This is a genomic window from Pseudomonas sp. FP2309 (assembly GCF_030687575.1).
GTDB lineage: Bacteria > Pseudomonadota > Gammaproteobacteria > Pseudomonadales > Pseudomonadaceae > Aquipseudomonas.
The window spans coordinates 985,812-1,005,022 of record NZ_CP117439.1 but is presented as its reverse complement, the minus strand read 5'-3'; the positions used below and the strand labels follow the sequence as shown (position 1 = coordinate 1,005,022).

The following is a 19,211-nucleotide window of genomic DNA, read 5'->3' as shown; positions in this document are numbered from 1 at the left end:
GCCAATTACCCGGACCGCACCCTGGTATTTCCTTTACTTACCCTAGCCGTTTCCAACAAGAGAGCATGATGGGCGAATTCGATACCATCCGACCTTACAACGACAGCGAAGTCCCGGCAGTGCTGGACCGACTGTTCAGTGACAAGGCCTTTCTGGACATCCTGACCCACTTCCGCTTCCCGCGCTTTGCCGGCGCCCTGGGCTGGCTGCTCAAGCCAATGATCGCCCGCAAGCTGCGCCGTGAATTCGCCGGTGTCACCACCGTGGCGACGCTGCAGGACAAAGTCGAGTACTACGTGGACCACACCATCGACCGGGCGACCGACGGCGTGACCTACACCGGCGTCGAGCAGCTCAAGTCCGGCACCGCGTACCTGTTTCTGGCCAACCACCGCGATATCGTGATGGACCCGGCCTTCGTCAACTATGCCGTATACCACGCCGGCCTGCCGACGCCGCGCATCGCCATTGGCGACAACCTGCTGCAAAAGCCGTTTGTCAGCGACCTGATGCGCCTGAACAAGAGCTTTATCGTGCACCGCTCGATCACCGGGCGAAAGGAGAAGATGGCGGCATTCAACCTGCTGTCGGCCTACATCAACCATTCGATCCGCAATGACTGCCAGTCGATCTGGATCGCCCAGGCTGAAGGGCGCGCCAAGGATGGTGATGATCGCACCGAGTCGGCGATCCTCAAGATGTTCCACGTCAGCCGCAAGGATGAGCCGTTTGCCGAGGTGATCCAGTCACTGAACCTGACGCCGGTGTCCATCAGCTATGAGTACGACCCGTGCGACTCGGCCAAGGCGCGCGAGCTTTACATCCGCGCAACCACCGGCACCTACGTCAAGGCGCAGGGTGAAGATGACGTGAGCATCGCCCTAGGCATCACCGGTTATAAAGGCCGCGTGCACATCAACTTCGCGCCGCCGATTACCGAGCGTTTCGAAGACACTAAAGTACTGGCCGTAGAAATGGACCGGCAGATTCTCGGCGGTTATCGGCTATTCCCGGTGCACTACCTGGCCTACGCCCAGTGGAGTGACGCCGACCCGCAATTGCAGGTGCCCAAGGCTGCCGAACTGTTCCCGGCCGATGAGCTGGCCAAGGCAAAAGCGGAATGGGAGCGGCGCCTGAACGACTGTCCGGCCGAGCACCGTCCGTTCCTGGTGGTGCAATATGCAACCCCGGTACGCAACCAATATCGAGTGAAGGCCGGAATCCCGCTGTAAACACCGCTCAAAAAATGTGGGAGAACGGACTCCCACATCGTTACTTCGGTGTTATTTACAGGTGGGTGCTGAGCCAGGAAATAGCCAGCCCGAGCCCAAGGCAGGCGAAGCCGATGCGGTACGCCAGACGATGCGCCCGCTCGGTGCGCACATCCAGAAACAGCATAGGCTGGTCGATCGCGCGATTTTCGCTTTGCGCGCTCAGGTCAGCCATGGCGCGCTGTTCACGCAGGCGGGTAACGAACAGCAGCGCGGCACCCGGGAAGGCCACCGCTAAAGCAACAGCATTAATCAACAGTGCGGGCAGCGCCATCGCAAACCTCAGTGAAACAGTGTCTGGGTATCGGTTCAGATACAAACCTGAACGATAGTGGCCTCCGGCGCCAAAAATGCTCCATCCCCCCTGGACGATTAATGTATCCAGTAATTTACGGCGTCACCTGAACGTCACCTTAACAGGCCACTCTGTTGCCCTTCGAACGTTCGGGAGCTTGTCATGTTGCACGCACATAACCAGGATCGGCTGTATCTGATTGCCCAAAGCGAAGAGCAGGAGGCGCTGATCGACAGCCTGGCGTTCAACGTGCAGGACCGCCACTGGCTGGTGTATTGCGCCCTTGGAGGGCATCAACATGCCGACCTGCCGGAAGCCGACCTGTTGACGGGGGTGAGCCTGCTGGACTTCTGTATCGACACCGCGGCATGAAATATCAGGCATAAAAAAACCGGACTCAACGGAGTCCGGTTTTTTTATGCGCAGGAATTACTGCGAGCTGAGCAACGAGCCAATGCTTGGGTCTTTGAACAGACGGGTCAAGGCGTCACTCAGGACGTCGCTGACCAGTTTGGTGTTGGTTTCCTGGTTTGGCGACATACCGAAGCGCTGGTTGAGCGAAGCGCCGTAACGGCCACTGTAGCGACGGGTGCCGGCGGTGACGTCGGACTTGAACGTGGCGCCAATGGCCGCTTCCGTCACGTACAGCCCTTCTTTAGGTGACTGATATTTGAGCTCGGCCAGGGTGATGGTCAACTGCGGCGCGCCGGGGGCGTTGGCGCTCGGCGTGAAGCCCAGCAGACGCACAGCCGCTTCTGCCTGGGCTTGCAGCTTGGGCAGTACGTCCTGGCCGGTCACCGAGATGAGCGCGGTTTCCGGGTACAGGCCGCCGCGCGAGCCGAGGGTCGGCGAAGGACGGCCGTCTACGACACGTACCGACACCGGCTGACCGTGACCTACCGGCGCCAGCTGTGTGGTGAGCTTGGGTTGCGGGCTGAGTTGTTGCGGGCTGTTGGCGCAGCCAACCAGGGTCAAACTGGTCACAGTGATCAAACCGAACAACAGGCGTTGCAACATGCGCTTCTCTCCAGAAATCAGATACCGACAGGCCGGCAGTATAACGGGGCGTCCCCGCAGGGAACTAGCGTCAGTTACAACCTATGACCCGGCGCGTTGATCGCGGTTCGCTGTCACTGATATGTAACCGACGTTACATCGGCCCGTCATCCGGCCGAGGCATGCTTGGTCCCAATCTCAGGAGGTGTGTCGCCATGCAATTTCTCTGGTCACTGTTCACGCGCAAACCCGCCCTTCGTCAGTTCGCCCGGCTTGATGCGCAAGGTCGTTGCCAGGCGTTCAAGGAATGCAGCCAGCCACCGGCGGGTGAAGGCTGGGTGGAAATCGACGAGATTCGCCTGAGCTGGATGCACCACCCGCTGCCGGCCCGCGCCCGCGTAAGCCCACGCACAGCGCGGTCAACCCGCCACCAGCCGTTGGCCGCCTGACCGAACACCTAATAAAAGTCATAAAACACGCCCATTTCCCTGGCGTTCTTCGCTACAATCTCCCCCCGATTATAAGGACGTCTCCTGATCGGGCCTCGCAACATCGTTAATGCCTCGGTATTAACCCCAAGAATCGCCCACAGAGAGCCGCCCACACAGATCGAGTGAAGCTGGCGCGCTTGCTGTTTCCTTTGCAAACCACCCGCCTTTACCGAATCTGCCAGAGCTGCCATTACGCTCGGCCACTTGTGTTGTTTGCCCGTTTTGCCGCTTGTCGGCAAAGGTATTACGGGCCAGGTGCCAGGCTGGGGCAGCCCTTTTTTGAGGTTCACGTCTTCAAAAGAGCGTGAAAAAACGGGTTTTCACAACTTCACAAGAGTGTGGCGAGCAAATGAATAGTTTGGCGTTTGTACAAGCACCATCAGCGTCTGGAACAGCCCAACCACACAGGACCGAGTACTCCTCAACAACCGGAGCTTGAGCCTGTCCGCTACGGATTGATTGCACGAATCGCACGCTTTGACCATAAGTCGAATTGCCACAGCCGCCCATGAATGCGTTCATAGGCAGATCAGGCTGGCAGGAAGCGTGCGCTGAAGTTGCAAAGAATTGCGAAACGGACATGGCGATCCTGGCCATGGGTTATCTGGGGCAACACGTGAACCGCCCCGTCACTCCTGGCAGCCATGCCGTCAATTTGGTGCTGCAGATTTTGGAGACGCGTTAAATGGCGCATAACGAAGCAGTCGACGTAGTTCTGGTAGGGGCCGGCATCATGAGTGCCACCCTGGCCGTACTGCTCAAAGAGCTCGACCCTGGCCTCAAGCTGGAAGTCGTTGAGCTGATGGACTCGGGTGCCGCGGAAAGTTCCAACCCGTGGAACAACGCCGGTACCGGCCACGCCGGGCTGTGTGAGCTTAACTACACCCCGCAGGCCGCTGATGGCTCCATCGACATCAAGAAAGCCGTGCACATCAACACCCAATTCGAGGTGTCGAAGCAGTTCTGGGCATACCTGACCAAAAAGGGCACCTTCGGCTCGTCCAAATCCTTCATCAGCCCGGTGCCGCACCTGAGCTTCGTGCAGGGCGAAAAAGGTGTGTCGTTCCTTAAGAAGCGCTTTGAAATCCTCAGCCAGCACCATGCGTTTTCGGACATGCACTACACCGAAGACCGCGCAGAGATGGCCGAGTGGATGCCGTTGATGATGCCGGGCCGCCCGCTCGACGAAAAAATCGCCGCGACCCGGGTAATGAACGGCACTGACGTCAACTTCGGCGCCCTGACCAACCAACTGCTCGGCCACCTGACCAGTTCGCCGGATGCCCAGGTCAAGTACTGCAAACGCGTGACCGGCCTCAAGCGCAACGGTGCCGGCTGGACCGTGAGCATCAAGGACGTCAACAGCGGCAATAGCCGTGAAGTGGATGCCAAGTTCGTTTTCCTCGGCGCCGGCGGTGCGGCCCTGCCGCTGCTGCAAGCCTCGGGCATCGAAGAGAGCAAAGGCTTTGGCGGCTTCCCGGTCAGCGGCCAGTGGCTGCGGTGCGACAACCCGGAAGTGGTCAAGCATCACCAGGCCAAGGTCTACAGCCAGGCCGCCGTGGGCTCGCCACCGATGTCGGTGCCCCACCTGGACACCCGCGTAGTCGATGGCAAGAAATCCCTGCTGTTTGGCCCCTACGCCGGTTTCACCACCAAGTTCCTCAAGTACGGCTCGTTCCTCGACCTGCCGATGTCGATTCGCGCCGGCAACATCGGCCCGATGCTGGCCGTGGCCCGCGACAACATGGACCTGACCAAGTACCTGGTCAGCGAAGTGCGCCAATCCATGGAACAGCGCCTGGAATCACTGCGTCGCTTCTACCCAGAGGCAAAAGCCGAGGACTGGCGTCTGGAAGTGGCCGGCCAACGGGTGCAGATCATCAAGAAAGACCCGAAGAAGGGCGGCGTGCTGCAATTTGGTACCGAGCTGGTGGCGGCCAAAGACGGCACCCTGGCCGCCCTGCTCGGCGCGTCCCCAGGCGCTTCGGTAACGGTATCGATCATGCTGGAACTGATCGAGCGCTGCTTTCCGGCCAAAGCGGCCGGCGAGTGGGCGGCCAAATTGCACGAGATCTTCCCGGCCCGCGAAAAAGTCCTGGAAACCGATGCAGAGCTGTATCGCACGATTAACGCTCAGAACAACATCAGCCTGGAACTGGTTGCGCAAAGCAACGAGGCCGAAAGCTACGCTTGAGGCCCGGCGCACCCAATAAAAAACGCCCCTCGGGGCGTTTTTTGTGGACTGGATAATCAGCCGCGAGCTTTTTCGATCAGTTCGATGTACTCGTCGGCGTTACGCTGGTCCCTGATCAGATCCACGAAGGTCTGGCCATGCTCGTCTTTGCCATCCAAATCCAGACCGGCTTCCTTGAAAAACCCCAGGAAGCGCCCGAAGTCGTCGATACGCAGGCCGCGGTAGGCCTTGATCAGTTTGTGCAGGGACGGTGAAATTGCGTCGACCGGTTCGAAGTCCAGGAACAACTTGATCTGATCGTCGCCGATCTCGTCGCCAATCACCTGTTTCTTATCTTTACGCATTACCGACTCCAGCCTGCAGACATTTACACGGGGTTTGAAGTCTACCTGCGGGGCGCGGACTGCGGAAGTCGCGCCGACGTCGCCCGATTACTTGGCGCGCACTGCTCCAGTATGCAAATCCGCCCATATATGCCCGTTGGCGTAACTGAGGAACTGCACATACACCGTGTCATTGCGCAGCAGGTCGACGATCACGCGGTACTGGGCAGTGGGATAAGACAAGGTGAGCGTCCTGCTCTTGTCATCGAACGCCGGTTTTTTCAGGCTTTTGCTTTCGGCATCAAAATTGAGCACCACCTGGTTGATGGTCGCGCCCTTGTTCAGGGATTTGCCCTTGAGACGGATCATCAACGGCGAGGTCACCGGGATCGGTTGCTGGTTGGATTGGCGCTGGTTCCCCACCACCACCGTGTACTCGGTGACTTGCAGCAATTGCTGCTGGTCGGGGGTTTCGGTGCGCAGGGTCAGGTCGTCGGGCGGCAGGAATTGGCCGTGCATCGGCGCCGGGGCGGCCGCCAGGGGCAAACTGAGGATCAGCGCCAGGGCGGCGCAGGTGCGTATCAACAGGCTCATGGGCCGCTCCGCAGGAGATGGCCCAGCACTGTAGCTCAATCGAACTGGGCAAGCATCCAGCGTTGATAGTCGGCAACGCCGGCATCGCCTTCGCGGGGCGCCCAAGTGGCCAGCTCACCCTCGCCGACCGGACGATAGGGCCCGGCCTTGCATTCGAACATCACCGTATCGGGCGCAAGCACTACCAGGCCATGGAAGACGCCCGGCGGCAGATCGACGCCCGAGCACTCGCCACCAGCCTGCATCACGCGCTTAGCGATCACTTCACCGGCGTCACTGAACACCAACAACCCCAGGCGCCCCTGGAGCACCAACAAGGTTTCTGCCTTATCCGCGCTCAGGTGCCGATGAGGCGGCACATAGGTGCCAGGTTGCAGGCCGACTGCCAGGCGATGGCACGGCTCGTCCATCTGGTGGAAGTTATGGTGATGCCGGCCACGAGGGCTGGCACCCGCTTTCTCGGCCAACTCGGCAAACAGTGTCTGATCAAGAAAGCGGGTCATGGCTTACATCCCTTTGACGGCGTAGATCCCATTGGCGTTGCGCCAGTAGCCTTTGTAGTCCATGCCGTAACCGAAGATATACCGGTCGATGCACGGCAGGCCGACGTAATCGGCTTTCAGGTCCGGACGGGCCTTGCGGTCGTGGTCTTTGTCGATCAATACGGCGGTGTGCACCTTACGTGCACCGGCGTGTTTACAGAAGTCGATGATCGCGCCCAAGGTGTGACCTTCGTCGAGGATGTCGTCGATGATCAGCACGTCGCGGTCAATGAACGAGACTTCCGGCTTGGCTTTCCAGAACAGATCGCCGCCGGTGGTTTCGTTGCGATAGCGCGTAGCGTGCAGGTAGGACGCTTCCAGCGGGAATTGCAGGTGGGTCAGCAATTTGCCGGCGAAGATCAGGCCGCCATTCATCACACAGAACACCACCGGGTTGGTGTCGGCCATTTCACGGCTGATGTGGGCGCCGACCTTGGCGATCGCTTCTTCGACTTGCGCTTCGGTGTACAGGCAGTCAGCCTCGCGCATGATTTGACGGATATGCTCGAGATCAGCGGACATGGCGCTCTCCAAGGGGGTGCTGTGGCAAGAAAAGCGGGCGAAGGTACGCTTCTCGTGCGCTCCGAGCAAGCCTTAATGGACTAACGTGCTAGATGTCTATAGGACAACACCCTCGGATAGATTAATCTAGGCCGGTTTTTTTGCCCGCCGCCGGAGCCTTTCCCATGCCCACTCGCGAGATCCGCCACCCGCTGATCCGACACAAGCTCGGCCTTATGCGCCGCGCCGACATTAGCACGAAGAATTTCCGTGAGCTTGCTCAGGAAGTCGGAGCGTTGCTCACTTACGAAGCCACCAAGGATTTGCCCCTGGAGAACTATGAGATCCCCGGTTGGGCCGGTCCCGTCCAGGTCGAGAAAATCGCCGGTAAAAAGATCACGGTGGTACCGATCCTGCGCGCCGGTATCGGCATGCTTGAGGGCGTACTCAGCCTGATCCCCGGCGCCAAGGTCAGCGCCGTTGGCGTGGCCCGTAACGAAGAGACCTTGCAGGCCCACACCTACCTGGAAAAACTCGTCCCGGAAATCGACGAGCGCCTGGCCATGATCATCGACCCGATGCTTGCCACCGGCAGTTCCATGGTCGCCACCATCGACCTGCTGAAGAAAGCCGGTTGCAAGGACATCCGTGCCATGGTGCTGGTGGCCGCGCCCGAAGGCATCGCCGCCGTCGAGAAAGCGCACCCGGACGTGCAGATCTACACCGCGTCCATCGATGAGCGCCTGAACGAACACGGCTACATCATCCCTGGCCTGGGCGATGCCGGTGACAAGATCTTCGGCACCAAGCAGAAGGACGCGTGAACATGCAGGATGAATTCAACGACCCGCTTTGGCGCCAGATCCTGTCTGGCGCACAAATGCTCTTCGTAGCATTTGGCGCGCTGGTGTTGATGCCGCTGATCACCGGCCTTGATCCAAACGTCGCACTGTTTACCGCAGGCCTGGGCACGCTGTTGTTCCAGGTGGTGACAGGACGCCAGGTGCCAGTGTTCCTGGCGTCGAGCTTTGCGTTTATCACCCCGATCATCCTCGCCAAGGGTCAGTTCGGCCTGGCGGCGACCATGGGCGGGGTGATGGCGGCCGGTTTCGTTTATACGTTTCTGGGCCTGGCGGTGAAGGTCAAAGGCACCGGGTTTATCGACCGGTTGCTGCCGCCCGTGGTCATCGGGCCGGTGATCATTTCCATCGGCCTGGCCATGGCGCCGATTGCCGCGAACATGGCGATGGGCAAATCGGGGGATGGCGCCGAGCTGATCCATTACCAGACGGCGATGATGATCTCGATGCCGGCACTGCTTACCACGTTGATCGTGGCGGTGTTCGGCAAAGGCATTTTCCGCCTGGTGCCGATCATCTCCGGCGTGCTGGTGGGTTTTGCCATGGCGTTTTACTTTGGCGTGGTCGACACGGCGAAGATCGCCGCCGCCCCCTGGTTCGCCCTGCCCCACTTCACCGCGCCAGAGTTCAACTGGCAGGCGATCCTGTTTATCGTTCCGGTGGCCCTGGCCCCGGCGATCGAGCATATCGGCGGTGTGATTGCGGTGGGCAGCGTGACCGGCCGCGACTACCTGAAGAAGCCCGGCCTGCATCGCACGCTATTGGGTGACGGGATTGCGACCACGGCTGCCGGCCTGTTTGGCGGCCCGCCGAACACCACCTACGCCGAAGTGACGGGCGCGGTGATGCTGACCAAGAACTACAACCCAAAAATCATGACCTGGGCGGCAGTGTTTGCCATCAGCCTGGCATTTATCGGCAAGTTCGGCGCGCTGCTGCAGAGCATTCCGGTGCCGGTGATGGGCGGGATTCTGTGCCTGTTGTTCGGCTCGATTGCGGCCGTGGGCATGAACACGCTGATCCGTCACAAGATCGACCTGGGTGAGGCGCGCAATCTGGTGATTGTATCGGTGACCCTGGTGTTCGGGATTGGCGGCGTGCTGGTCGGTACCGGTACTGGCCCGGATGACTTCGGCCTCAAGGGCATCGCCCTGTGCGCAGTGGTAGCGATTGGCTTGAACCTGCTGCTACCGGGCAATGATGGCTGGAAGAACAAGAAGCCGGATGAGCCACTGCTCTGACACACGGTAGAACCCAATGTGGGAAGGGCTTGCCCCCTCCCACATTTTTTTATCCTCAGTCTGGCTTAGAGCTCGCCGAGCCCCTCGATCAACGCCTGATTCTGCTCCCGCGTACCGATGCTGATCCGCAGGAACTGGGCAATCCGCTCCTGCTTGAAGTGGCGCACGATCACACCCTGCTCACGCAATTTGGCCGCCAGACCAGCAGCGTCGTGCCGTGGGTGACGAGCAAAGATGAAGTTGGCCGCCGACGGCAGCACCTCAAACCCCTTGGCTTCCAGTTGCGCGACAAGCGTGTTCCGGCTGTCGATCACCTGCTGGCAGGTTTTCTCGAAATACTCACGGTCCTCGAACGCCGCCGCCGCGCCGACAATCGCCAGGCGATCCAGCGGATAGGAGTTGAAGCTGTTCTTGACCCGCTCCAGCGCCTCGATCAGGTCCGGGTGGCCCACGGCCAGGCCCACACGCAAACCGGCCAGTGAGCGCGACTTGGACAGGGTCTGGGTCACCAGCAGGTTCGGGTAGCGGTCCACCAGGCTGATGGCGGTTTCGCCGCCGAAGTCGATATAGGCTTCATCGACCACCACCACCGAGTCCGGGCTGGCCTTGAGAATCTGCTCCACCGCGTCCAGTGCCAGCACGCAGCCGGTCGGTGCGTTGGGGTTGGGGAAAATGATCCCGCCGTTAGGCCTGGCGTAGTCCGCGACACGGATCTGGAACTGCTCATCCAGCGGCACCGGCTCGGACTGGATGCCGTAGAGGCCGCAGTACACCGGATAGAAGCTGTAGCTGATGTCCGGGAACAAAAGCGGCAAATCGTGCTGGAACAGACCGTGGAAGATATGCGCCAACACTTCATCGGAACCGTTGCCGAGGAACACCTTGCCGGCATCGATCGCGTAATACTTGGCCACCGCTTGCTTGAGCAGGTCGCTGTTGGGGTCCGGGTACAGGCGCAAGTTATCGTTCAACTCGGCCTGCATCGCGGCCAGCGCCTTGGGCGACGGGCCATAGGGGTTTTCATTGGTGTTGAGCTTGACCAGTTTGGTCAGCTTCGGCTGCTCGCCAGGCACGTAAGGCACGAGGTCCTTGACGAAGGCGCTCCAGAATTTGCTCATATCTCAGTTACCTTGCTTGTCGTCAAGAATGCGATATTCCGCGCTGCGGGCGTGGGCGCTCAGGGATTCACCACGGGCCAGTACCGAAGCGGTCTTGCCCAGCTCGGAAGCGCCCTGGGGCGAGCAGAAGATGATCGACGAACGCTTCTGGAAGTCATACACCCCCAGCGGCGACGAGAAACGCGCCGTGCCGGAGGTCGGCAGCACATGGTTGGGGCCCGCACAGTAGTCTCCCAGGGCTTCGCTGGTATGACGGCCCATGAAGATGGCGCCGGCATGGCGAATCGACGGCAGCCAGGCTTGTGGGTCCGCCACGGACAACTCCAGGTGCTCCGGCGCGATACGGTTGGCGACTTCGATGGCCTGTTCCATGTCGCGGACCAGAATCAACGCGCCACGGCCATTGATCGACTTCTCGATAATCTCGGCGCGGTCCATGGTCGGCAGCAATTTGTCGATGCTGGCGGCGACTTTGTCGAGGAACTCGGCATCCGGACTGACCAGGATCGCCTGGGCATCTTCGTCGTGCTCAGCCTGGGAGAACAGGTCCATGGCGATCCAGTCGGGGTCGGTCTGGCCGTCACACACCACGAGGATTTCCGAGGGGCCGGCGATCATGTCGATGCCGACCTGGCCAAAGACGTGGCGCTTGGCGGTGGCCACGTAGATATTGCCAGGACCGACGACTTTGTCGACCTTCGGCACGCTTTCGGTGCCATAGGCCAGGGCCGCCACGGCCTGGGCGCCGCCGATGGTGAACACCCGATCAACGCCCGCAATGCAGGCCGCCGCCAGCACCAATTCGTTGATTTCACCACGCGGGGTCGGTACCACCATGACCACTTCGGTCACACCGGCCACTTTTGCCGGAATCGCGTTCATCAGCACCGACGATGGGTACGACGCCTTGCCACCGGGCACATACAGACCGGCGCGGTCCAGCGGCGTGACCTTCTGGCCCAGCACGGTGCCGTCGGCTTCGGTGTAGCTCCAGGAATCCTGTTTCTGCTTTTCGTGATAGCTGCGCACGCGCGTAGCCGCCACTTCCAGGGCTTCACGCTGGGGCGCAGTGATGCGCGTCAGGGCCAACTCCAGGCGTTCGCGAGGCAGGATCAGGTCCGACATGGATGCCACGTCCAGGCCATCGAACTGGCGGGTGAAGTCCACCAGCGCCGCGTCACCGCGCTCACGCACGGACTTGATGATGTCGAGGACTCGCCCGTTGACCGAGTCGTCAGACACGCTTTCCCAGCTCAGCAGATGATCCAGATGATGGGCGAAATCCGGGTCGGCAGCGTTGAGTCGGGCAATTGCAGTGGACGTGGTCATAGCGAGGGCCTCAATAGAATTGGCAAAAAACTCAGGCGCCCGAAGGCGCGATTCGTTATTGAACGTCAGCGCACCTTCCCTGCAGTCGTTTCCGCTTGGGCACCCGAGAATTCTGGCTATGAGGCGGATAGACGGGCGCAGCCTTTCGGCTACGCAGGTGGGTCAACCGCGGTGTCGAGACTCCACTGCGGTGCGCAGGGTGTCGATCAACGCCTGGATACGGGCGTGCTGCATCTTCATCGATGCCTTGTTGACGATCAGGCGGGAACTGATGTCGGCAATAAAGTCTTGAGGTTCGAGACCGTTGGCACGCAAGGTGTTGCCGGTGTCGACCACGTCGATGATCTTGTCGGCCAGGCCGATCAGCGGCGCCAGCTCCATCGAGCCGTAGAGCTTGATGATATCGACCTGACGACCTTGCTCGGCATAGTAGCGCTTGGCGACGTTGACAAACTTGGTGGCCACGCGCAGGCGCCCTTTGGGCTCAACATCACCGACACGGCCGGCCGTCATCAGCTTGCACAGAGCAATACGCAGATCCAGCGGTTCGTAGAGGCCCTGGCCGCCGTATTCCATCAGTACGTCTTTACCGGCGACACCCAGGTCGGCGGCGCCATGTTCAACGTAGGTCGGCACGTCGGTAGCCCGCACGATCAACAGGCGAACGTCGTCCTGGGTCGTAGGGATGATCAGCTTGCGGCTCTTGTCCGGATTCTCGGTCGGCACGATGCCCGCTTCAGCCAGAAGCGGCAAAGTGTCGTCAAGGATGCGGCCCTTGGACAGTGCGATGGTCAACATGGGGAACGTCAGTCCTTCATCAGGCGATTGCTGTCCGGTCGCAGATGGCGCCAGACACAGATCGAGGCCATCACAGCCTCGATTTGAAACAAATTCAGCATACCGCTCAGCTAACAGCGAACACCGTGCGGCGAGCGAGCTTGCCCGCCCACCACACGGTGTTGGCAACCCGGGGATTAGCCCGGTACGCGGCGGATTTTTGCGCCGAGCATCTGCAGTTTTTCTTCGATGCACTCGTAACCACGGTCGATGTGGTAAATGCGATCGATCAGGGTGTCGCCTTCGGCGATCAACGCCGAAATAACCAGGCTGGCCGAAGCGCGCAGGTCGGTGGCCATCACTGGCGCGCCCTTGAGCTTCTCGGTGCCGGTGACGATGGCTGTGTTGCCTTCAACCTGGATCTTCGCGCCCATGCGGTGCAGTTCATACACGTGCATGAAACGGTTTTCGAAGATGGTCTCGATCACGGCGCCGGTGCCTTCAGCAATGGCGTTCAGGGAGATGAACTGCGCTTGCATGTCGGTTGGGAAGGCCGGGTACGGAGCGGTACGCACGTTGACGGCTTTTGGACGCTTGCCGTGCATGTTCAGCTCGATCCAGTCTTCGCCAGTGGTGATTTCAGCACCGGCTTCGCGCAGTTTTTCCAGGACCGCTTCCAGGATGGTCGGATCGGTGTCCTTGACCTTGACGCGGCCACCGGTAACGGCGGCGGCAACCAGATAGGTCCCGGTCTCGATACGGTCTGGCATGACCTTGTAGGTTGCAGAGTGCAGACGCTCTACACCGTCAATGGTGATGGTGTCGGTGCCAGCACCGGAGACTTTAGCGCCCATGGCGTTGAGGAAGTTGGCCAGATCGACCACTTCCGGCTCGCGCGCGGCGTTCTGCAGCACGCTGCGGCCTTTGGCCAGGGCTGCGGCCATCATGATGTTCTCGGTACCGGTCACGCTGACGGTATCAAAGAAGAAGTTCGCGCCACGCAGGCCGCCTTCCGGCGCCTTGGCCTTGATGTAGCCGCCTTCGACGTCAATGACCGCGCCCATGGCTTCGAGGCCACGGATGTGCAGGTCCACCGGACGCGAGCCGATGGCGCAACCACCAGGCAATGCCACTTCGGCTTCGCCGAAACGAGCAACCATCGGGCCCAGCACCAGGATCGACGCACGCATGGTTTTCACCAGTTCGTACGGCGCGATCAGGGTTTTGATGGTGCGTGGGTCGATTTCGACGGCCAGTTTCTCGTCGATGACCGGCTCAATGCCCATGCGGCCGAACAGCTCGATCATGGTGGTGATGTCGTGCAGGTGCGGCAGGTTGGCCACAGTCACCGGGCCATCGCACAGCAGGGTCGCTGCCAGGATCGGCAAGGCAGAGTTTTTCGCACCGGAAATGCGGATCTCGCCATCAAGGCGGGCACCGCCGGTAATAATCAATTTATCCATAAGAATCTCGACGCCTTGGGGGCTCAGGTGCGCTCGGCCCAGGCCGCGCGGCTGAAAAATTTCATAGTGACCGCATGGATGCTGCCATCGGTGATCCATGGGTTCAAATGGGCATAGATCTGCTGTTGACGCTTGACCGGGCTCAACGCCGCCAGTTCGTCGCTAATCACGTTCAGCTGGAAATTGCAGCCTTCGCCTTCAACTTCTACAGTCGTTTCCGGCAGCTTTCCTTCAAGGAAGCTCTTAACTTCTAGGGCCTGCATGCTCAACCTCTATCGGCGCCCAGTGCGCACGGGTCGCACATCATACAAAAAAGCCCCGCGCCTGCGAACCCCGCATAGCAGGACTCTGACGGGGGGCCTCATTGTTAATGTGTATTAAGGATGCGCCAACAGTTCGGTCAAACCGGAAACCTCGGCAATTTCGCGCATGTCTTCGGGCAGCGCGCGGATGCTGACCGTCTTTTTAGCCGCCTCGGCATCACGCATGAAGCACAACAATAACGACAAACCGACGCTGCTGGACTTGGTCACCGCCGAGCAATCCAGCACTAACGTCGGCCCGTTGCTGGCCTTGATCAGGGCCTGGCCCTGCTTGCGCAGGTCAGGCCCGGTGCGGTAGTCGAGCACGCCACTGAGGAACAACTCACCGGCGTCGCCAAGACGAACAGCCGATTCGGTCATTGCGCAGGCTTCCCGGCAGCTTTATCGGTTTCTTCCTTGGCCTTGGCAACCTCGCCAGCCCAACCATTGATGGTTTTATCCAGATCGTTGCCATTACGCTGCATGGCGTCGGCGAACTGATCACGGAAGAGCTTGCCGATGTTGATACCATTGATGATCACATTACGCAGTTTCCACTCGCCGTTGATTTTCTCCAGCGTGTACTGCACAGGGTAAATGGCGCCGTTGTTGCCCTTGACACTCATGTTGACGCTGGTGCGATCACCGGACTCATCACCGGCGGGAGCGACGGTAATGCCCTGGTTGTTGTACTCGAGCAAGGCGTTGCCATAGAACTGGAACAGGCCTTTTTTGAAGTTCTCCTGGAACGTCTGCATTTGCGCAGGCGTGGCCTTGCGCGAGTATTTGACCGTCATGATGCTGCGCGAAATGCCTTCGGCATCCACGACCGGGCCAACAATGGTGTTGAGCGCGTCATAGAACTGACTTGGATCTTGCTTGTACTTTTCCTTGTTGGCAGTCAGGTCAGCCAGCATCTTGGTGGTCGTGTCCTGCACCAGTTCGTGCGCAGAACCTGCCGCGTTGGCCATCAATGGCAGTGCAGCAAGCAGTACCAGCAGGCCACGTCGCAAGGTAGAGATCATGAACAGATTCCTCATTTGGCGTCTTTATTGACCGTATTGAGCAAAAATTTTCCGATCAGGTCCTCGAGCACCAGCGACGACTGCGTGTCGTGGATGGTCGAGCCATCCTTGAGCAGGGCTGTTTCCCCGCCCACGCTGATACCGATGTATTTCTCGCCCAGCAGACCCGCAGTGAGGATAGATGCCGTCGAGTCAGTCGGCAGATTATCTACCTTCTTGTCCAACTGCATCGTCACTCGACCGGTGAAGCTGTCGCGATCCAGATCGATTGCCGTGACCTTGCCGATGGTCACACCGGCCATGGTCACCTTGGCTCTGACAGTCAAACCGGCGATATTGTCGAAGTACGCGTAAAGTTTATAAGTATCGGCGGTGGGGCTGGCCGAAAGGCCGCTGACTCGCAGGGCCAGCAACAGTAAAGCCAGGATGCCAGCCAGCAAGAAAAGGCCGACACCGATTTCCACAGTGCGGTTTTGCATCAGAAATCTCCAAACATCAAGGCGGTCAAAATGAAGTCAAGGCCCAGTACCGCCAGCGAGGCGTACACAACGGTCTTGGTGGTGGCGCGACTGATCCCTTCTGAGGTGGGCTCACAGTCGTAGCCTTGGAATACGGCGATCCAGGTCACTACAAAGGCAAAAACGATGCTCTTTATGATGCCGTTGAGCACGTCACCGCTGAAGGTCACGCTGTTTTGCATGTTGGCCCAGTAGGAGCCGTCGTAGACGCCCAGCCAGTCCACCGCCACCCACGAACCGCCCCAGATACCCACCACGCTGAAGATCATCGCCAGCAATGGCAGGGAAATGAAACCGGCCCACAGGCGCGGGGCAACAATGTATTTGAGCGGGTCCACGCCGATCATTTCCAGGCTGGACAACTGTTCGGTGGACTTCATGTTGCCGATTTCGGCGGTCAGTGCGGACCCCGCACGCCCGGCGAACAGCAACGCGGTCACTACCGGGCCCAGCTCACGCAGCAGCGTCAGGGCGACCATCTGCCCTACCGCCTGCTCCGAACCATAGCTGGACAGGATATTGAAGCCCTGCAACGCCAACACCATACCGATGAACATTCCGGAGACCACGATGATCACCAGGGACATCACGCCCACCGAATGCAGTTGCTTGAGCAGCAGGCCAAAACCGCCGCCGATGCCTCCGCGGCCGAGCAATGCGTGAAACAGGAAAATGGTCGAACGACCGAGCACTTCGACGATGTCGATGCCGGAGCGACCGAAAAGGCGAACCTTCTCGATTAGAGATGTCTTGCGCATCAGCGCTTCCCCAGAAGATCTGAGCGGTAATCCGCTGCCGGAAAGTGAAAAGGCACGGGGCCGTCGGGATCGCCGGTCATGAATTGGCGGATACGCGGGTTATCGGCGTTCATCAGCTCTTCAGGCGTGCCCTGCCCCAGAACCTGGCCATCGCCCACTACATACAGGTAATCGGCAATGCTCGCGGTTTCTGCAAGGTCGTGGGACACCACGATGCTGGTAATGCCCAACGCATCGTTGAGCAGGCGGATCAGGCGCACCAATACGCCCATGGCGATCGGGTCCTGGCCAACGAAGGGCTCGTCATACATAAGGATCTGCGGGTCGAGAGCGATGGCGCGCGCCAGGGCCACGCGACGCTTCATGCCGCCAGACAGCTCATCGGGCATCAGGTCAATGGCACCACGAAGACCTACGGCCTGCAGTTTCAGCAACACAATGTCGCGAATCATTTCATCAGACAGCTGGGTATGCACCCGCAGCGGAAACGCCACGTTCTCGAACACATCGAGATCGGTGAACAGCGCACCACTCTGGAACAGAACGCCCATATGCTTGCGCGCATCGAACAGATCGCTGCGCGACAGCGTCGGCAGGTTCTGGCCGTTGACCCACACTTCGCCGGCACTGGGGCGCAATTGCATGCCCATCAGGCGCAACAGGGTGGTCTTGCCGCAACCGGACGGCCCCATGATGCCCGTGACCTTGCCACGGGGAATGCGAATATCGACGTTATTGAAGATGCTGCGCGTCCCGCGCTTGAAGGTCAGTCCCTTCAGCTCGACCGCGTAGGCGTTATCGGCACTCATCTAAACTCCTTGGGATGCAGCCTCTCACTCAGACACCATGTATGCGACAAACGTTTGCAACGGTTACGCAACAGATAGCCACATGGGCTGGGCGGACCGAACTGGCGGCGAACTATATCACTGCTGGCACAAGCCGCCCAAGGCCGGAACAGCGGTTGTTCAGATCCAGGACAGGGAAAAAACGTTGCAGGGCATGAATCTCAGTCACCGACTGAGTAAAGCCTGACGAACTTGCGTGAGGGAATTGATCATTACCGCTATAATCGCCGCCTTTTCGTCAGGCTATACGATTTCAGACATGAGCCAATCCAGCGACCTTATTCAATCCGCACAACGCACCATCCGCCTCGAACTGGAAGCCGTAGAAGGCTTGCTGGCCCATATCGACGCAGATTTCGTACGCGCCTGCGAGATGATTCTGGCCAGCAAGGGCCGCGTTGTCGTGGTCGGCATGGGCAAGTCAGGTCACGTCGGCAACAAGATCGCCGCCACCCTGGCCAGTACCGGGACCACCGCGTTTTTCGTGCATCCGGCCGAGGCCAGCCATGGCGATATGGGCATGATCACCAAGGAGGACATCATTCTTGCGCTGTCCAACTCCGGCACCACCAACGAGATCGTGACCCTGCTGCCGCTGATCAAGCGCCTGGGAATCCAGATGATCAGTATCACCGGCAACCCGGAGTCGACGCTGGCCAAGGCCGCCGAAGTCAATCTGAACGTGCACGTGGCCCACGAGGCCTGCCCGCTGAACCTGGCTCCCACATCCTCCACCACCGCGGCCCTGGTCATGGGCGACGCCCTGGCTGTGGCGCTACTGGAGGCCCGCGGCTTCACTGCCGAAGATTTTGCGTTTTCCCACCCCGGTGGTGCCCTGGGTCGCCGCCTGTTGCTGAAAGTGGAAAATGTCATGCATTCGGGCGATGAATTGCCCCACGTCCAGCGCGGTACCCCGCTGAAGGACGCGCTGATGGAAATGACCCGCAAAGGTCTGGGCATGACGGTGATCCTGGAATCCGACGGCCGTTTGGCCGGGGTGTTCACCGACGGTGACTTGCGTCGCACCCTGGACCGCACCATCGACATCCGCACAGCGACCATCGATGCGGTAATGACCCCTCACGGCAAGACTGCACGCCCTGAAATGCTCGCAGCCGAAGCATTGAAGATCATGGAAGACCACAAAATCGGCGCGCTGGTGGTGGTCGACAACCAAGACCGCCCGGTTGGCGCCCTGAACATGCACGACTTGTTGCGTGCGGGAGTGATGTAAATGACCAGCGACCTGCTGCAACGCGGCAAACACATCAAACTGGCGATTTTCGACGTAGACGGCGTGCTGACCGACGGTCGCCTGTACTTTCTCGAAGATGGCAGCGAATTCAAGACGTTCAACACTCTCGATGGCCAAGGCATCAAAATGCTGATGGCGGCGGGCGTGCAAACGGCGATTATCAGCGGCCGAAAAACTCCCGTTGTGGAACGCCGCGCACAAAACCTCGGTATTCCTCACCTGTATCAAGGCCGCGAGGATAAACTGGTGGTTCTGGACGAGCTACTTGGCCAACTCAATCTAAGCTACGAGCAGGTCGCCTATCTGGGCGATGATCTGCCGGACTTGCCGGTCATTCGCCGAGTGGGCCTGGGCATGGCAGTCGCCAATGCGGCGGAGTTTGTTCGCGAACACGCCCATGGCATCACCACCGCCCGTGGCGGCGAAGGTGCTGCACGCGAGTTCTGCGAGTTGATCCTGCGTGCCCAGGGCAGCCTTGAAGCGGCCCACGCCGCCTACCTATAGAGCGTT

The 19,211-nt window shown here is 59.9% G+C and carries 24 protein-coding genes; 8 read left to right on the top strand and 16 right to left on the bottom strand.

The genetic code is table 11. From position 1 onward, the window contains the following. Positions 1–68: 68 nt before the first annotated feature. Complete coding sequence (locus PSH59_RS04495; protein WP_248075327.1) at positions 69–1,232, top strand: 1-acyl-sn-glycerol-3-phosphate acyltransferase; 1,164 nt, start codon at positions 69–71, stop codon at positions 1,230–1,232. A 55-nt stretch (positions 1,233–1,287) separates the two neighbouring features. On the opposite strand, the gene PSH59_RS04490 is transcribed toward PSH59_RS04495, so the two are convergent. Continuing rightward, positions 1,288–1,545 (bottom strand): hypothetical protein, encoded by a 258-nt coding sequence (locus tag PSH59_RS04490; RefSeq protein WP_248075325.1) that lies wholly within the window; start codon positions 1,543–1,545, stop codon positions 1,288–1,290. Between the two features lie 183 nt (positions 1,546–1,728). On the opposite strand from PSH59_RS04490, the gene PSH59_RS04485 reads away from it, so the two are divergent. Beyond that, positions 1,729–1,938, top strand: coding sequence for a hypothetical protein (locus PSH59_RS04485; RefSeq protein ID WP_248075323.1), 210 nt, complete (start codon positions 1,729–1,731; stop codon positions 1,936–1,938). Positions 1,939–1,995: 57 nt separating this feature from the next. Here PSH59_RS04485 and PSH59_RS04480 read toward each other — a convergent pair whose 3' ends face one another. Then, a complete protein-coding gene (locus tag PSH59_RS04480; protein WP_032886297.1) occupies positions 1,996–2,583 on the bottom strand; it encodes a YajG family lipoprotein in 588 nt (195 codons plus the stop codon). Positions 2,584–2,777: 194 nt separating this feature from the next. On the opposite strand from PSH59_RS04480, the gene PSH59_RS04475 reads away from it, so the two are divergent. Together PSH59_RS04475 and mqo are read left to right on the top strand one after the other, a co-directional pair. Next, positions 2,778–3,011 carry a hypothetical protein gene (locus PSH59_RS04475; RefSeq protein ID WP_305394391.1) on the top strand — a complete coding sequence of 78 codons (234 nt, stop codon included), beginning with the start codon at positions 2,778–2,780 and terminating at the stop codon, positions 3,009–3,011. Positions 3,012–3,738: 727 nt separating this feature from the next. After that, positions 3,739–5,247: a malate dehydrogenase (quinone) gene (gene mqo / locus PSH59_RS04470; RefSeq protein ID WP_248075319.1), complete on the top strand. Its 1,509-nt coding sequence runs from the start codon at positions 3,739–3,741 to the stop codon at positions 5,245–5,247. A 56-nt stretch (positions 5,248–5,303) separates the two neighbouring features. Here the strand turns inward: mqo and PSH59_RS04465 are convergent, their stop codons facing one another. The 4 genes from PSH59_RS04465 to PSH59_RS04450 all read right to left on the bottom strand — a co-directional run bounded on the left by PSH59_RS04465 (position 5,304) and on the right by PSH59_RS04450 (position 7,228). After that, a complete protein-coding gene (locus tag PSH59_RS04465; RefSeq protein ID WP_305394390.1) occupies positions 5,304–5,591 on the bottom strand; it encodes a PA4642 family protein in 288 nt (95 codons plus the stop codon). Between the two features lie 87 nt (positions 5,592–5,678). Then, complete coding sequence (locus tag PSH59_RS04460; protein ID WP_248075308.1) at positions 5,679–6,164, bottom strand: hypothetical protein; 486 nt, start codon at positions 6,162–6,164, stop codon at positions 5,679–5,681. Positions 6,165–6,199: 35 nt separating this feature from the next. Then, complete coding sequence (locus PSH59_RS04455; RefSeq protein WP_305394389.1) at positions 6,200–6,667, bottom strand: WbuC family cupin fold metalloprotein; 468 nt, start codon at positions 6,665–6,667, stop codon at positions 6,200–6,202. A gap of 3 nt (positions 6,668–6,670) precedes the next feature. Beyond that, positions 6,671–7,228, bottom strand: coding sequence for a hypoxanthine-guanine phosphoribosyltransferase (locus tag PSH59_RS04450; RefSeq protein WP_017526146.1), 558 nt, complete (start codon positions 7,226–7,228; stop codon positions 6,671–6,673). A gap of 164 nt (positions 7,229–7,392) precedes the next feature. Here PSH59_RS04450 and upp point away from each other — a divergent pair, with 164 nt between their 5' ends. Together upp and PSH59_RS04440 are read left to right on the top strand one after the other, a co-directional pair. Then, a complete protein-coding gene (upp, locus tag PSH59_RS04445; RefSeq protein WP_135287439.1) occupies positions 7,393–8,031 on the top strand; it encodes a uracil phosphoribosyltransferase in 639 nt (212 codons plus the stop codon). 2 nt (positions 8,032–8,033) lie between these two features. Continuing rightward, the gene (locus PSH59_RS04440) at positions 8,034–9,308 is read left to right on the top strand and encodes a uracil-xanthine permease family protein (RefSeq protein ID WP_017526144.1); all 1,275 of its coding nucleotides are present in this window, start codon (positions 8,034–8,036) and stop codon (positions 9,306–9,308) included. Positions 9,309–9,373: 65 nt separating this feature from the next. Here PSH59_RS04440 and hisC read toward each other — a convergent pair whose 3' ends face one another. From hisC to PSH59_RS04390, 10 genes are all read right to left on the bottom strand, one after another. Then, on the bottom strand, positions 9,374–10,426 hold the full coding sequence (gene hisC / locus PSH59_RS04435) for a histidinol-phosphate transaminase (protein ID WP_305394388.1): 1,053 nt from the start codon (positions 10,424–10,426) through the stop codon (positions 9,374–9,376). 3 nt (positions 10,427–10,429) lie between these two features. After that, a complete protein-coding gene (gene hisD, locus PSH59_RS04430; protein WP_305394387.1) occupies positions 10,430–11,755 on the bottom strand; it encodes a histidinol dehydrogenase in 1,326 nt (441 codons plus the stop codon). Positions 11,756–11,917: 162 nt separating this feature from the next. Next, positions 11,918–12,553, bottom strand: a complete 636-nt coding sequence (hisG, locus tag PSH59_RS04425) for an ATP phosphoribosyltransferase (RefSeq protein WP_003171824.1) — start codon at positions 12,551–12,553, stop codon at positions 11,918–11,920. 176 nt (positions 12,554–12,729) lie between these two features. Next, on the bottom strand, positions 12,730–13,995 hold the full coding sequence (gene murA / locus PSH59_RS04420; protein WP_017526140.1) for a UDP-N-acetylglucosamine 1-carboxyvinyltransferase: 1,266 nt from the start codon (positions 13,993–13,995) through the stop codon (positions 12,730–12,732). Positions 13,996–14,018: 23 nt separating this feature from the next. Further along, a complete protein-coding gene (locus tag PSH59_RS04415; RefSeq protein ID WP_003188597.1) occupies positions 14,019–14,258 on the bottom strand; it encodes a BolA family protein in 240 nt (79 codons plus the stop codon). A gap of 114 nt (positions 14,259–14,372) precedes the next feature. Beyond that, positions 14,373–14,678 (bottom strand): lipid asymmetry maintenance protein MlaB, encoded by a 306-nt coding sequence (locus tag PSH59_RS04410; RefSeq protein ID WP_248075300.1) that lies wholly within the window; start codon positions 14,676–14,678, stop codon positions 14,373–14,375. Continuing rightward, the gene (locus PSH59_RS04405) at positions 14,675–15,322 is read right to left on the bottom strand and encodes a phospholipid-binding protein MlaC (protein WP_248075298.1); all 648 of its coding nucleotides are present in this window, start codon (positions 15,320–15,322) and stop codon (positions 14,675–14,677) included. Before PSH59_RS04405 ends, PSH59_RS04410 begins: the two co-directional genes overlap by 4 nt. 11 nt (positions 15,323–15,333) lie before the next feature. Further along, positions 15,334–15,801 carry an outer membrane lipid asymmetry maintenance protein MlaD gene (gene mlaD, locus PSH59_RS04400; RefSeq protein ID WP_017845975.1) on the bottom strand — a complete coding sequence of 156 codons (468 nt, stop codon included), beginning with the start codon at positions 15,799–15,801 and terminating at the stop codon, positions 15,334–15,336. Further along, positions 15,801–16,598 (bottom strand): lipid asymmetry maintenance ABC transporter permease subunit MlaE, encoded by a 798-nt coding sequence (mlaE, locus tag PSH59_RS04395; RefSeq protein WP_248075295.1) that lies wholly within the window; start codon positions 16,596–16,598, stop codon positions 15,801–15,803. The genes mlaD and mlaE overlap by 1 nt, the downstream gene beginning before the upstream one ends. Further along, a complete protein-coding gene (locus PSH59_RS04390) occupies positions 16,598–17,407 on the bottom strand; it encodes an ATP-binding cassette domain-containing protein (RefSeq protein WP_003171811.1) in 810 nt (269 codons plus the stop codon). The genes mlaE and PSH59_RS04390 overlap by 1 nt, the downstream gene beginning before the upstream one ends. A 298-nt stretch (positions 17,408–17,705) precedes the next feature. Between PSH59_RS04390 and PSH59_RS04385 the strand changes: the two genes are divergently transcribed. After that, positions 17,706–18,680: a KpsF/GutQ family sugar-phosphate isomerase gene (locus tag PSH59_RS04385; RefSeq protein ID WP_248075294.1), complete on the top strand. Its 975-nt coding sequence runs from the start codon at positions 17,706–17,708 to the stop codon at positions 18,678–18,680. Continuing rightward, positions 18,681–19,205: an HAD family hydrolase gene (locus tag PSH59_RS04380; RefSeq protein WP_305394386.1), complete on the top strand. Its 525-nt coding sequence runs from the start codon at positions 18,681–18,683 to the stop codon at positions 19,203–19,205. The last annotated feature ends 6 nt before the right edge of the window (positions 19,206–19,211 follow it).

Coding starts and splice junctions, on each gene's coding strand:
- PSH59_RS04415 (WP_003188597.1), bottom strand. CDS start 14,258: ATGCAGGCCCTAGAAGTTAAGAGCTTCCTTGAAGGAAAGCTGCCGGAA.
- mqo (WP_248075319.1), top strand. CDS start 3,739: ATGGCGCATAACGAAGCAGTCGACGTAGTTCTGGTAGGGGCCGGCATC.
- PSH59_RS04480 (WP_032886297.1), bottom strand. CDS start 2,583: ATGTTGCAACGCCTGTTGTTCGGTTTGATCACTGTGACCAGTTTGACC.
- PSH59_RS04455 (WP_305394389.1), bottom strand. CDS start 6,667: ATGACCCGCTTTCTTGATCAGACACTGTTTGCCGAGTTGGCCGAGAAA.
- hisD (WP_305394387.1), bottom strand. CDS start 11,755: ATGACCACGTCCACTGCAATTGCCCGACTCAACGCTGCCGACCCGGAT.
- PSH59_RS04495 (WP_248075327.1), top strand. CDS start 69: ATGGGCGAATTCGATACCATCCGACCTTACAACGACAGCGAAGTCCCG.
- PSH59_RS04380 (WP_305394386.1), top strand. CDS start 18,681: ATGACCAGCGACCTGCTGCAACGCGGCAAACACATCAAACTGGCGATT.
- PSH59_RS04385 (WP_248075294.1), top strand. CDS start 17,706: ATGAGCCAATCCAGCGACCTTATTCAATCCGCACAACGCACCATCCGC.
- PSH59_RS04465 (WP_305394390.1), bottom strand. CDS start 5,591: ATGCGTAAAGATAAGAAACAGGTGATTGGCGACGAGATCGGCGACGAT.
- murA (WP_017526140.1), bottom strand. CDS start 13,995: ATGGATAAATTGATTATTACCGGCGGTGCCCGCCTTGATGGCGAGATC.
- hisC (WP_305394388.1), bottom strand. CDS start 10,426: ATGAGCAAATTCTGGAGCGCCTTCGTCAAGGACCTCGTGCCTTACGTG.
- PSH59_RS04450 (WP_017526146.1), bottom strand. CDS start 7,228: ATGTCCGCTGATCTCGAGCATATCCGTCAAATCATGCGCGAGGCTGAC.
- upp (WP_135287439.1), top strand. CDS start 7,393: ATGCCCACTCGCGAGATCCGCCACCCGCTGATCCGACACAAGCTCGGC.
- PSH59_RS04410 (WP_248075300.1), bottom strand. CDS start 14,678: ATGACCGAATCGGCTGTTCGTCTTGGCGACGCCGGTGAGTTGTTCCTC.
- PSH59_RS04490 (WP_248075325.1), bottom strand. CDS start 1,545: ATGGCGCTGCCCGCACTGTTGATTAATGCTGTTGCTTTAGCGGTGGCC.
- PSH59_RS04440 (WP_017526144.1), top strand. CDS start 8,034: ATGCAGGATGAATTCAACGACCCGCTTTGGCGCCAGATCCTGTCTGGC.
- PSH59_RS04460 (WP_248075308.1), bottom strand. CDS start 6,164: ATGAGCCTGTTGATACGCACCTGCGCCGCCCTGGCGCTGATCCTCAGT.
- mlaD (WP_017845975.1), bottom strand. CDS start 15,801: ATGCAAAACCGCACTGTGGAAATCGGTGTCGGCCTTTTCTTGCTGGCT.
- hisG (WP_003171824.1), bottom strand. CDS start 12,553: ATGTTGACCATCGCACTGTCCAAGGGCCGCATCCTTGACGACACTTTG.
- PSH59_RS04485 (WP_248075323.1), top strand. CDS start 1,729: ATGTTGCACGCACATAACCAGGATCGGCTGTATCTGATTGCCCAAAGC.
- PSH59_RS04475 (WP_305394391.1), top strand. CDS start 2,778: ATGCAATTTCTCTGGTCACTGTTCACGCGCAAACCCGCCCTTCGTCAG.
- mlaE (WP_248075295.1), bottom strand. CDS start 16,598: ATGCGCAAGACATCTCTAATCGAGAAGGTTCGCCTTTTCGGTCGCTCC.
- PSH59_RS04405 (WP_248075298.1), bottom strand. CDS start 15,322: ATGATCTCTACCTTGCGACGTGGCCTGCTGGTACTGCTTGCTGCACTG.
- PSH59_RS04390 (WP_003171811.1), bottom strand. CDS start 17,407: ATGAGTGCCGATAACGCCTACGCGGTCGAGCTGAAGGGACTGACCTTC.